Origin of the sequence: Epilithonimonas sp. (assembly GCF_032055105.1) — a bacterium.
Classification (GTDB): Bacteria; Bacteroidota; Bacteroidia; order Flavobacteriales; family Weeksellaceae; genus Epilithonimonas.
The window spans coordinates 1-12930 of sequence record NZ_DAMBRK010000005.1 but is presented as its reverse complement, the minus strand read 5'-3'; the positions used below and the strand labels follow the sequence as shown (position 1 = coordinate 12930).

General features: G+C 36.7%; 8 protein-coding genes. All 8 read right to left on the bottom strand.

Annotation, left to right across the window (positions count from 1 at the left end; genetic code table 11):
- Window positions 1-75: 75 nt before the first annotated feature.
- Complete coding sequence (locus tag RTY06_RS05530) at window positions 76-1359, bottom strand: ectonucleotide pyrophosphatase/phosphodiesterase (protein WP_312823402.1); 1284 nt, start codon at window positions 1357-1359, stop codon at window positions 76-78.
- A gap of 135 nt (window positions 1360-1494) precedes the next feature.
- Complete coding sequence (locus tag RTY06_RS05525; RefSeq protein WP_027384121.1) at window positions 1495-1800, bottom strand: DUF3467 domain-containing protein; 306 nt, start codon at window positions 1798-1800, stop codon at window positions 1495-1497.
- A 124-nt stretch (window positions 1801-1924) separates the two neighbouring features.
- A complete protein-coding gene (rpoC, locus tag RTY06_RS05520; protein WP_312823401.1) occupies window positions 1925-6190 on the bottom strand; it encodes a DNA-directed RNA polymerase subunit beta' in 4266 nt (1421 codons plus the stop codon).
- A gap of 81 nt (window positions 6191-6271) precedes the next feature.
- A complete protein-coding gene (gene rpoB, locus RTY06_RS05515; RefSeq protein WP_312823399.1) occupies window positions 6272-10099 on the bottom strand; it encodes a DNA-directed RNA polymerase subunit beta in 3828 nt (1275 codons plus the stop codon).
- A 402-nt stretch (window positions 10100-10501) separates the two neighbouring features.
- Entirely contained in the window at window positions 10502-10870 is a 369-nt protein-coding gene (gene rplL, locus RTY06_RS05510; protein ID WP_116031725.1) for a 50S ribosomal protein L7/L12, read from the bottom strand.
- 47 nt (window positions 10871-10917) lie between these two features.
- On the bottom strand, window positions 10918-11514 hold the full coding sequence (rplJ, locus tag RTY06_RS05505) for a 50S ribosomal protein L10 (protein ID WP_312823398.1): 597 nt from the start codon (window positions 11512-11514) through the stop codon (window positions 10918-10920).
- Between the two features lie 17 nt (window positions 11515-11531).
- Window positions 11532-12224: a 50S ribosomal protein L1 gene (gene rplA, locus RTY06_RS05500; RefSeq protein ID WP_116031730.1), complete on the bottom strand. Its 693-nt coding sequence runs from the start codon at window positions 12222-12224 to the stop codon at window positions 11532-11534.
- A gap of 11 nt (window positions 12225-12235) precedes the next feature.
- Window positions 12236-12679 (bottom strand): 50S ribosomal protein L11, encoded by a 444-nt coding sequence (gene rplK, locus RTY06_RS05495; RefSeq protein WP_116031731.1) that lies wholly within the window; start codon window positions 12677-12679, stop codon window positions 12236-12238.
- Window positions 12680-12930: the final 251 nt, after the last annotated feature.

Genomic DNA, 12930 nt, shown 5'->3' with positions numbered 1-12930 from the left:
TTTTAGTCCCAATCGTAACTACCCTTTTCATTGCTCTTGCAGAAAGGCAATTTTTTGAAATATAAAACTAAAATTTTAATTTTTATTTTTCAAAATTGGTTTCATTTTTTTTAATTTACCATCAATTTTTTCATCAATTTTCAAACCCAGAATCTCAGCAACTAAAGGATAAACATTGACATTTTCAAATTCACGAATTACTAGATTATTTTTAAAATCGCTTCCCCAAGCAAAGAATGTTGATTTCATTTCTGGGACAATTCTTGGATTATAGCCGTGTTTTCCGACAGACGTTTTTTTGCCTTTTTCCAAGAATATTTTCGGAGCTTTTGGAATTAATAAAATTTGTCCTATTCTGTTATACTTATCATCCCTTGTAGAGAAATGAAGATATTTTGGTAATTTCTTATCTAGGAAAACTTCATAATCATCGGTTTTGTTGGCTTTCAATTCCTTATAAACTTTCTTAACCTCATCAGGATTTTTAACATAAACTCTCAACAAAGTCTGAGAATTATAATAATCGAATCTATTTTTATCAAATAAAATTGAAGGAATCTCAAGTGGAGCTCCACCATCTACTTTTATCATCCCATGGTCTGAAACGAAGATAAAATTGACATTCTTCAAGCCTAATTCATTTACTTTCTGTACTAATTCTCCAATTGCCTCATCTATCAAATGAACAGCCGACTCTGTCTCTTTTGCATCTGGACCGAAACGATGGCCGGCTCCATCAACTTCTGGAAAATATAAAGAGATAAAATGAGGTCTTCTATCTTCCGGAAGTTTCAACCAATTGACAACTTTATTCACTTTTTCCGAAGGTGAAAACTTCTCGTGGTAATGGTAATAGTAAGTTGGTCTCATTCCATCAGCATCACTAGCAGAACCAACCCACTGTAAAGAAGCAGAAATTACATTTTGCCTTTCTGCCAAACTCCAAAGCGGAATTCCGCCGTACCAACTTCCATCTTCTGCATTATCTTTTTTACTCATCGCATAAGATTCTTTTCTTGCATAATCATAGAAAAAGTTATCTATCAAACCGTGATGAGAAGGATATAATCCCGTAATCAAACTCCAGTGATTTGGGAATGTAATACTAGGATAACTCGGAATCATAGCTTTTGACTGAACGCCTTGGTTTGAAAATTTCAGAAGATTCTCCGCATTATATTTCTTAGCATAATCATATCGGAAACCATCGGTGGAAATCATTATCACATAAGGTTTCTGCATTGGTTCAGCATTATTGAATCGATTGGGAATGACGACTTGAGCTGTATCGGTAATTCCTTTCTGCGCGAATATAATTAATGATAAAACTAGCAGACAAAATGAGAATATCTTCTTCATTATAAAAAAATTTTGACAAAGGTAGTTTGTGAGTTTTGTTAATGAAAGAATGTTGAGTTAATAAAATATTAATCCTAGAAATAAAAAATCCCGATTCTTATTCAGAATCGGGATTTGTATGTTAAGAAAAAAATCTTAAGCTTGAACGTTGTTTCCTCCTAATACGAAAGGTTCAACTTCTTTGATTTCACCAAACTGCTGCTCATAATTAGCAACATTTTGCTGAAGTGCAGCTAAAACTCTCTTTGCATGAAGAGGTGCTACGATAACTCTAGATCTTACTTTCGCTTGTTGTACACCTGGCATCAATTGGATGAAATCTAATACGAATTCTGAAGGTGAATGGTTTACTAAAGCTAAGTTCACATAAACTCCCGCTGCTACAACTTCATTAAGTTCGATGTTGATGTTGTTTGGATCTTGGTTTTGATTATTGTCCATTGTTTTTATTTAATTAATTTAAATTATAGACTGCAAGATAATAGATTATAGACTAATAGACAACAGAAATTATTATTAAAACATAAAATCTCTTATCTATCGGTCTATTATCTAAAAATCTTTTCTAGTTAATATCTTCGAATTCTTTTCTAGAACCAACGATGATGTTTTGGTAATCTTTAAGACCAGTACCTGCAGGGATTCTATGTCCTACAATTACATTTTCTTTAAGACCTGTCAAGAAGTCGATTTTTCCAGAAACAGCTGCTTCGTTCAATACTTTGGTAGTTTCCTGGAACGATGCTGCAGACATAAATGACTTAGTCTGTAATGCCGCTCTTGTAATACCTTGTAGTACAGAAGTTGCTGTTGCAGGAAGTGCTTCTCTTACTTGTACCAAAGCAAGATCTTCTCTCTTCAGTTTCGAGTTCTCATCTCTAAGTTCTCTAGCTGTAATCATCTGTCCTGGTTGGAATACTTTAGAATCTCCAGCTTCCACAACTACTTTAAGACCAAATACTCTGTTGTTTTCTTGTAAGAAATCGTATTTGTGCTCCAAAGCACCTTCTAGGAATTGAGTATCTCCTCCATCCACAATCGATACTTTTGTCATCATCTGACGAACAATAATCTCGAAGTGTTTGTCATCGATTTTCACCCCTTGAAGACGGTAAACCTCTTGAATTTCATTTACTAGATATTCTTGAACCGCAGTTGGACCTTTGATTCTTAAGATATCATCTGGAGTGATAGAACCGTCGGAAAGTGGACCACCTGCGTACACGAAGTCATTTTCCTGAACCAAGATTTGGTTTGATAATTTAACCAAGTATTTCTTGATTTCTCCAGTTTTAGCCTCAACGATAAGTTCACGGTTACCTCTTTTGATTTTACCGTAAGAAACTACACCATCAATCTCTGTAACAACCGCTGGGTTGGAAGGATTTCTAGCTTCGAATAATTCGGTAACTCTTGGAAGACCTCCGGTGATATCCCCTGCTTTTGCAGATTTTCTTGGGATTTTGATAAGGACTTTACCAGACTTAATCTTTTCACCATCATTTACCATAAGGTGGGCTCCAACAGGTAAGTTGTATGCTTTTTGCTCTACGCCTTTTGCATCTACTACTCTAAGTGTAGGAACTGCTTTTTTATTTCTAGATTCGGAGATTACTTTCTCTTCGAAACCTGTTTGCTCATCAATTTCTAACACGAAAGAGATACCTTGGATAATATCCTCATACTCTACTTTACCAGAAGTTTCTGCAATGATAACCGCGTTATATGGATCCCATTTTGCAACAAGGTCACCTTTTTTAACTTTATCACCTGGTTTCACGAAAAGCTCGGAACCGTAAGGAACGTTGGCTACCATGATTGGTGTTCTAGCTTCGTTATCAGCAACTAATCTAAATTCTGTTGAACGAGAAACCACGATATCTGTTTCTTTTCCGTCTTCGCCTTCAGATTTAATAGTTCTAACTTCGTCCATCTCTACAATACCATCACGTTTTGCAACGATACTTGGATTTTCTGAGATGTTACCAGCAGTACCCCCTTGGTGGAACGTTCTCAATGTTAACTGAGTTCCCGGCTCACCAATAGACTGTGCTGCGATTACACCAACAGCTTCTCCCATGTGGATACCTTTACCTGTTGCAAGGTTACGTCCGTAACACTTCGCACAGATACCTTTTTGAGCTTCACAAGTCAATGGAGAACGAACTTCAACAGCCTCGATTCCCGCTTCTTCGATTTGCTTAGCAACCGCTTCTACGATTAACTCGTCTGCGTTCGCAATCAACTCATCAGTTTCTGGGTGATAGATATTATGAAGAGAAACTCTACCAAGTATTCTCTCAGCGATTTTTTCTACGATATCATCGTTTTTCTTAAGTGCAGTAATTTCTGTACCTCTAAGTGTTCCACAATCTTGTTCTGTAATGATAACATCTTGTGCAACGTCTACCAATCTTCTAGTCAAGTAACCAGCATCGGCAGTTTTAAGAGCGGTATCCGCAAGACCTTTACGAGCACCGTGGGTAGAGATAAAGTATTCCAAAATTGACAAACCTTCTTTAAAGTTTGCAAGAATTGGGTTTTCGATAATCTCAGCTCCAACAGAACCAGCTTTTTGTGGTTTTGCCATCAAACCTCTCATCCCTGATAACTGACGGATCTGCTCCTTAGAACCCCTCGCACCAGAATCAAGCATCATATATACAGAGTTGAATCCACCTTGATCCGTCTTCATTCTGCTCATAATCATTTCGGTAAGGCTGGCGTTGGTATTTGTCCAAACGTCGATCACCTGATTATAACGCTCTGTATCTGTAATGAGACCCATGTTATAGTTAGCCTTGATTTCGTCTACAGTTTCGATAGAAGTTGCGATCATTTGTTTCTTCTCAGCCGGGATTACAATATCACCTAATGAGAAAGAAAGACCTCCTTTGAATGCATTAGCATAACCAAGATTCTTCATATCATCCAAGAACTTAACCGTAGTTGGGAAATCTGTATCTGCCAATACTTGACCAATTACATTTCTAAGAGATTTCTTAGTCAACAATTCATCAATATAACCTGATTCTTTAGGTACAATTTGGTTAAATAAAATTCTACCAACTGTTGTAGGGAATAACTTAGTTGTGATTACGCCATTCTCTTTGATTGGAAGACGACATCTTACTTTTGCATTAAGAGAAACTTGCCCCTCTGCATAAGCAATTTCTACTTCTTCCGGAGAATAGAAAGCAAGACCTTCGCCTTTTACTTTCATTGTATCCGTAGAATCTAGTTGTTTGGTCATAAAATATAGACCCAAAACCATATCCTGAGATGGTACCGTAATAGGAGAACCATTAGCAGGGTTAAGGATATTTTGAGAACCTAACATCAATAATTGAGCTTCCAAAATAGCTTCTGGACCTAGAGGTAAGTGTACAGCCATCTGATCCCCATCAAAATCGGCGTTGAAAGCCGTTGTTACCAATGGGTGAAGTTGGATTGCTTTACCTTCGATCATCTTAGGTTGGAATGCTTGGATCCCCAATCTGTGAAGCGTAGGTGCTCTGTTCAGAAGAACAGGGTGACCTTTCATCACGTTTTCTAAGATATCATAAACTACAGGCTCTTTTCTATCGATGATTCTTTTAGCTGATTTTACAGTTTTTACAATACCTCTCTCAATCAATTTTCTGATGATAAACGGTTTGTAAAGTTCAGCAGCCATATCTTTAGGAATACCACACTCGTGAAGTTGAAGACTAGGTCCAACGACAATTACCGAACGTGCAGAGTAATCTACCCTTTTTCCTAATAAGTTTTGACGGAAACGACCTTGCTTACCTTTCAATGAATCAGAAAGTGATTTCAATGGTCTGTTTGACTCCGACTTAACCGCAGAAGATTTTCTTGTATTATCGAATAGTGAATCTACTGATTCCTGAAGCATACGTTTCTCGTTTCTCAAGATTACTTCTGGAGCTTTGATCTCCAATAATCTCTTCAAACGGTTGTTTCTGATGATAACTCTTCTGTAAAGGTCATTAAGATCAGAAGTTGCGAAACGTCCTCCATCCAATGGAACCAATGGTCTTAGTTCTGGTGGTATAATAGGAAGAACTCTCATAATCATCCACTCTGGACGGTTAATCATTCTTGTATTAGCAGCTCTAAGTGCTTCTACAACGTTCAATCTCTTAAGAGCTTCGGTTCTTCTTTGCTTAGAAGACTCGTTGTGAGCTTTGTGACGAAGATCGAATGATAAAGAATCAAGATCGATTCTCTTCAACAATTCTTCAACAGCTTCCGCTCCCATTTTCGCAACGAATTTGTTAGGATCAGAGTCATCAAGATATTGGTTCTCGATAGGAAGAGTTTCTAATACATCAAGATATTCTTCTTCTGTAAGGAATTCTTTATCCTCGAAATCAGAACCATCTGCTTTCTTAGCAATACCTTGTTGAATCACAACATATCTCTCGTAATAGATAATCATATCCAATTTCTTGGACGGGATACCTAATAGATAACCAATTTTGTTCGGTAAAGAACGGAAGTACCAGATGTGAGCCACAGGAACAACCAAACCAATATGTCCGATTCTTTCTCTACGTACTTTTTTCTCGGTAACTTCTACACCACAACGGTCGCAAACGATTCCTTTGTAACGGATACGTTTGTATTTTCCACAAGCACACTCATAATCCTTTACAGGACCAAAGATTTTCTCGCAGAACAATCCATCTCTTTCTGGCTTGTGAGTACGATAGTTGATCGTTTCTGGTTTTAGAACTTCTCCTCTCGATTCTTGAAGAATAGATTCTGGTGAAGCTAAACCAATAGTGATTTTATTAAATCGACTAGTTTTATTTTTATTTGACATTTGTTAGAATTTAAATTTTAGAGTTTAGATTTTAGATTAATGCTTTGAATTGTGACATTCAAAATCAATTAAAATTTAAAATTACTCTTCAAGTCTTACATCAAGTCCAAGACCTTGTAACTCGTGAAGTAATACGTTGAAAGATTCCGGAATACCAGGTTCTGGCATTGCTTCTCCTTTCGCAATTGCTTCATAAGTTTTTGCTCTACCAATCACGTCATCTGACTTAACAGTCAAGATTTCTCTAAGGATGTTAGATGCTCCAAATGCTTCAAGAGCCCAAACCTCCATCTCTCCAAATCTCTGACCTCCAAATTGCGCTTTACCTCCTAACGGCTGTTGCGTAATCAATGAGTATGGTCCGATAGAACGTGCGTGCATCTTATCATCTACCATGTGTCCTAGTTTCAACATGTAAATCACACCAACTGTAGCTGCTTGAGTAAATCTCTCTCCTGTACCACCATCGTAAAGGTGTGTGTGACCGAATTTAGGAAGACCTGCTTTATCTGTATATTCGGTAATCTCATCTAGTTCTGCTCCATCAAAGATTGGTGTTGCAAATTTAAGTCCTAGCTTAGTTCCAGCCCAACCAAGAACAGTTTCGTAGATCTGACCAATGTTCATACGAGAAGGTACCCCAAGTGGATTCAATACGATATCTACTGGTGTTCCGTCTTCTAAGAATGGCATGTCTTCTTCACGTACGATTCTTGAAACGATACCTTTGTTACCGTGACGACCTGCCATTTTATCACCAACATTCAGTTTACGTTTCTTAGCGATGTAAACTTTAGCTAGTTTGATGATACCTGCTGGTAACTCGTCTCCGATAGACAATGCAAATTTCTCACGGTTTTTAACACCAGAAAGATCATTGAATTTGATTTTATAATTATGAATCAATTGTTTGATCCATTCATTTTTATCAGAATCAACTGTCCAATCTGCACCATTGATGTTGTTATAATCTTCAACGTTTTGAAGTAATCTCAATGTGAATTTAGTTCCTTTACTGATTACTTCTTCTTCAAGATCGTTTTGTACACCTTGAGACGTTTTACCAGAAACTAGAGTATTCAATTTTTCAATCAAAGTATTTCTAAGAGCATCGAACTTAGCTTTGTAAGTATTTTCGATTTCTTCTAACTTGATTTTTTCTTCGCTTCTTTTCTTTTTGTCCTTAACATTTCTAGAGAACAATTTTTTGTTGATCACAACTCCTCTTAGAGAAGAGTCTGCTTTCAACGAAGCATCTTTCACATCACCAGCTTTGTCACCAAAGATTGCTCTAAGGAGTTTTTCTTCCGGCGTTGGATCAGACTCACCCTTTGGTGTGATTTTTCCGATAAGGATATCACCAGGCTTAACTTCTGCTCCAATTCTGATCATACCATTCTCGTCAAGATCTTTAGTAGCTTCTTCAGAAACGTTAGGAATATCTGCTGTCAATTCTTCCATACCTAATTTGGTATCACGAACTTCAAGAGAATATTCGTCAACATGGATAGATGTAAACCAGTCCTCACGAACTACTTTTTCATTAATTACAATCGCATCCTCAAAGTTATAACCTTTCCAAGGCATAAAGGCTACCACAAGGTTTCTACCCAATGCTAACTCTCCGTTTTCAGTTGCATAACCGTCGCAAAGAACCTGACCTTTTTCTACTACATCACCTACTCTTACGTTTGGTCTCAATGTAATAGTTGTACTCTGGTTGGTTTTTCTGAACTTAGTTAATTTATAAGTTTTAGTTGCAGAATCGAAGTTAACTAAGTCGTCTTCTTCGCTTCTTTCGTACTTAATAACAATTTTCTCAGCATCCACATATTCTACAACTCCAGTTCCTTCTGCATTGATCAAAATTCTAGAGTCTCTAGCTACTTGTTTTTCCAAACCTGTACCTACAACTGGTGCCTGAGGTTTCAATAATGGAACAGCCTGACGCATCATGTTAGATCCCATCAATGCACGGTTCGCATCATCGTGCTCCAAGAACGGAATTAATGAAGCAGAAATACCAGAAATCTGGTTTGGCGCAACATCAATTAAGTCTACTTGTTGAGGCTCAACTACTGGATAATCTCCATCAAGACGAGCAATAACTCTATCTGTATTGATGGTTCCATCGTCGTTCATCTCAACGTTCGCCTGAGCAATTACTTTGTATTCCTCATCCTCTGCATTAAGATAAATTGGAGTTGCTTCTAAGTCAACTTTACCATCTTCCACTTTTCTATAAGGCGTCTCGATAAATCCTAGACGGTTGATTTTTGCAAACATCCCTAGTGAAGAGATCAAACCAATGTTTGGTCCCTCTGGAGTTTCGATTGGACAAATTCTACCGTAGTGCGTATGGTGAACGTCACGAACCTCGAAACCTGCTCTTTCTCTAGATAAACCACCAGGCCCTAGTGCAGAAAGTCTACGCTTGTGCGTGATTTCTGATAGTGGGTTGGTTTGATCCATAAACTGAGAAAGTTGGTTGGTACCAAAGAATGAGTTAATAACAGACGTCAAAGTCTTAGCATTAACCAAATCAACTGGTGTAAAGATCTCGTTATCTCTAACGTTCATTCTTTCTTTGATAGTTCTAGCAATTCTAGAAAGACCAACACCAAACTGTCCAGATAATTGCTCTCCAACAGTTTTGATTCTTCTGTTTGATAAGTGATCGATATCATCAACTTCAGCCTTAGAATTTACCAACTCAATTAAGTGTTTTACGATAGAGATGATATCTTCTCTCGTCAATACTTGGTTTTCTTGAGAAATATTAAGACCTAATTTTTTGTTCAATCTATAACGACCAACCTCACCTAATGAATATCTCTGCTCAGAGAAGAATAATTTTTCAATAATTCCTCTTGCAGTTTCCTCATCTGGTGCATCAGCATTTCTTAACTGACGGTAGATATATTCAACCGCTTCTTTTTCAGAGTTGGTTGGATCTTTTTGTAAAGTATTTTGGATGATAGAAAACTCGTTGCTATTTTCTTTATGAATCAAGATTGACTTAACGCCAGATTCTACAATAACATCAAGATGTTCTTTTTCAAGAATAGTCTCTCTATCTAAGATGATTTCGTTTCTTTCGATAGAAACTACCTCACCTGTATCCTCATCTACGAAATCTTCGAACCAAGTGTTCAATACTCTCGCAGCCAAAGTTCTTCCTTCTACTTTTTTAAGGGCAGCTTTGGAAACTTTCACTTCCTCTGCAAGGTCGAAGATCTGAAGAATCTCTTTATCAGACTCATAACCGATTGCTCTTAATAATGTAGTTAAAGGTAATTTTTTCTTACGGTCAATATACGCATACATTACGTTGTTGATATCCGTAGTAAACTCCATCCAAGATCCTTTGAAAGGGATAATTCTTGAATAATAAAGTTTAGTTCCGTTAGCGTGGTAAGTCTGTCCGAAGAACACACCCGGAGATCTGTGTAACTGAGTTACAATAACACGCTCTGCACCATTGATGATGAATGAACCAGAAGGTGTCATATAAGGAACTGGACCTAAATATACATCTTGTACAACAGTTTGGAAATCTTCATGTTCCGGATCTGTACAGTATAATTTAAGTCTAGCTTTTAGAGGAACGTTGTACGTTAAACCTCTCTCAACGCACTCATCGATAGAGTAACGAGGAGAATCTACCAGATAATCTAAGAATTCCAAAACGAATTGGTTTCTAGAATCTGTAATTGGGAAATTTTCCTGAAACGTTTTGTAAAGTGATTCATTCAAACGTTGCTCAGGAAGCGTGTCTAACTGGAAAAACTCCTTGAAAGACTGGATTTGGATATCCAAAAAGTCAGGAGTATCGATTCTACCTTTCGCTGTGGAAAAGTTGATTCTCTCAGTTCCTTTTACCTTTTGAGTTGCCTGTGTTTTACTCATAAAATTATAAGAAAAATGGGTTAAAAAATATTTTGTTTCACAAAAAATATCAGGAAAAACTTAAGAAACAAGATAAAAGACAAAAGAAAAAAGTGTTTTGGCGCGCACGTGAGACCTTGCTTTTTCTTTATTCATGATTCTTCCTAAGAGCAACACCGGTATATCTTTTCACGATGTAGTGCAAAATATTTTATTACTTTTGGTTTGAGTATACTATATTAATAAATAGAAAATCCCCTTCCATAAAGATGAAAGAGTATCAGTTATTTAAAATATATTAATAAGTCGCGCCAAATGATTTTGCAAATATACAAATTAATTTTTATATTTTGCAAATCAGAGTCATAACAAAAAAACTCCCAAACATAAGTTTGGGAGTTTATATTTTGGAGTAAACCAGAATTATTTCAATTCTACTTCAGCACCAGCTTCTTCTAATTGTTTTTTCAAAGCTTCTGCTTCGTCTTTAGAAACACCTTGTTTGATTGGAGCAGGAGCACCATCTACGATATCTTTAGCTTCTTTAAGACCAGCACCAGTTAAATCTTTTACCAATTTAACAACAGCTAATTTAGAAGCACCTGCTGATTTAAGAATTACGTCGAATTCTGTTTTTTCTTCAGCAGCTTCACCTGCACCACCTGCAGCAACTACTACTGCAGCAGCAGCTGGCTCAATTCCGTACTCATCCTTAAGGATAGCAGCTAATTCGTTTACGTCTTTTACTGTTAAGTTTACTAGCGTTTCAGCTAAATTTTTTAAATCTGACATTGTTGTAATGTTTTTTGTTGATTATTTATCTATTTTTTTGAGTGTAATTATTCAGCAGCTGGCGTTTCGTCAGTGCTTTCTGCAGCAGGAGCTTCTGGAGCAGCCTCAGCAGGAGTTTCTTCTACTGCAGGAGCAGCAACTTCTTCAGTTGTAGCTTCTCCAGCTTCAGATTTGTTTTGAAGAGCAGAAACAACTCTTTGGATTGGAGATTGAAGTAATCCGATGATTTCACCGATCATTTCTTCTCTAGACTTGATGCTTACTAATGCGTCAAGGTTCTCGTCACCAACATAGAAAGTTTCTTGAACGAAAGCTGATTTAAGAGCTGGCTTCTCTTCTTTCTTTCTGAAATCTTTAATCAATTTTGCTGGAGCGTTAGCTGTTTCAGCAATCATAATTGCAGAGTTTCCTTTGAAAGTTTCGAACATCTCAGAGTAATCTACACCTTCGATTTGTTCCATTGCTTTTTGAAGCAATGTGTTCTTCACAACTTTTACTTTGATATTTTGTTTGAAAGCTTGTCTTCTGAAATCAGAAGATTTAGAAGCATTCAATCCTTCAAGATCTGCTACATAAACTACTTTTGCATCCTGAAGCAAGTCTTTGATCTCTTGTATCGCTACAACTTTTTGGTCTTTTGTCATTGTCTTAAGGATTATAATTAGTTAACAGATTTAGTATCAATTGCAATTCCAGGACTCATTGTAGAAGAGATGAAAATACTCTTAACATAAGTACCTTTAGCAGCAGTTGGCTTCAACTTAATCAAAGTAGAGATCAATTCTTGAGCATTTTCTTTAATTTTAGCAGCATCGAAAGATACTTTACCAATACCTGCGTGGATAATACCGTATTTATCTACTTTGAAATCGATTTTACCAGCTTTTACTTCAGCTACAGCTTTACCAATTTCCATAGTTACAGTACCAGATTTAGGGTTTGGCATAAGACCTCTTGGTCCTAAAACTCTACCTAATGGTCCTAATTTACCCATTACAGCTGGCATAGTAACGATAACGTCAACATCTGTCCAACCTTCTTTGATTTTTTGCAAATACTCATCAAGACCTACATAGTCAGCACCTGCTTCTTTAGCTTCTGCTTCTTTATCTGGAGTTACCAAAGCTAAAACTTTGATATCTTTACCAGTACCGTGAGGAAGAGATACAACACCTCTTACCATTTGGTTAGCTTTTCTTGGATCTACACCTAATCTAACAGCGATATCTACAGACGCGTCAAATTTTGCGAAATTTACTTCTTTTACCAAAGCAGATGCTTCGTCAAGATTGTAAATTTTGTTTTTTTCTACTTTACTTAAAGCTTCTTTTTGCTTTTTTGTCAATTTTGCCATTTCTTTAAGTTTTAAGCGTTAGTTGGTTTAGCTCCTGTTACTCTCAATCCCATAGATCTAGCAGTACCAGCTACCATAGAAATTGCAGGTTCAACAGAGAAACAGTTAAGATCTCCCATTTTGTCCTCAGCAATTTTCTGAACTTGAGCCCAAGATACAGCACCTACTTTGTTTCTGTTAGGTTCTCCAGATCCACTCTTCAGTTTTGCAGCTTCCAATAATTGGATTGCAACTGGAGGTGTTTTGATGATGAATTCAAAAGATTTGTCTTCATATACCGTGATAACAACTGGCAAAACTTGACCAGGCTTATCCTGCGTTCTACCGTTGAATTGTTTACAAAACTCCATGATGTTCACACCCGCAGAACCCAAAGCTGGACCTACTGGTGGAGAAGGGTTAGCAGCGCCACCTTTCACCTGAAGTTTTACCATTTTAAAGACTTTTTTAGCCATTTTAATGTGTTGATTTGATTAATAAATAATTGATGTGGAAGCATTAATTATTCAACATAAGTCACTTCGCATAAAAGAAGACTTATATTTCGGTCTGCAAAATTATAAAATATATTTGAAATAGCAATAGCTAACTTATTAAATTTCAGAAAATAAATTTTAATATATAAACTAAAAAAAAAACTATTGAAGAAATCGGATCAATCTCAAAAGTTGGGGAGAAATATAGAAAGTGTTAACTTTGGTTGATG

What these genes read in the sequence shown, in the direction of transcription:
- rplJ (WP_312823398.1), bottom strand. Translation starts at nt 11,514, where the DNA reads ATGACAAAAGACCAAAAAGTTGTAGCGATACAAGAGATCAAAGACTTG.
- RTY06_RS05525 (WP_027384121.1), bottom strand. Translation starts at nt 1,800, where the DNA reads ATGGACAATAATCAAAACCAAGATCCAAACAACATCAACATCGAACTT.
- rplA (WP_116031730.1), bottom strand. Translation starts at nt 12,224, where the DNA reads ATGGCAAAATTGACAAAAAAGCAAAAAGAAGCTTTAAGTAAAGTAGAA.
- rpoB (WP_312823399.1), bottom strand. Translation starts at nt 10,099, where the DNA reads ATGAGTAAAACACAGGCAACTCAAAAGGTAAAAGGAACTGAGAGAATC.
- rplK (WP_116031731.1), bottom strand. Translation starts at nt 12,679, where the DNA reads ATGGCTAAAAAAGTCTTTAAAATGGTAAAACTTCAGGTGAAAGGTGGC.
- rpoC (WP_312823401.1), bottom strand. Translation starts at nt 6,190, where the DNA reads ATGTCAAATAAAAATAAAACTAGTCGATTTAATAAAATCACTATTGGT.
- RTY06_RS05530 (WP_312823402.1), bottom strand. Translation starts at nt 1,359, where the DNA reads ATGAAGAAGATATTCTCATTTTGTCTGCTAGTTTTATCATTAATTATA.
- rplL (WP_116031725.1), bottom strand. Translation starts at nt 10,870, where the DNA reads ATGTCAGATTTAAAAAATTTAGCTGAAACGCTAGTAAACTTAACAGTA.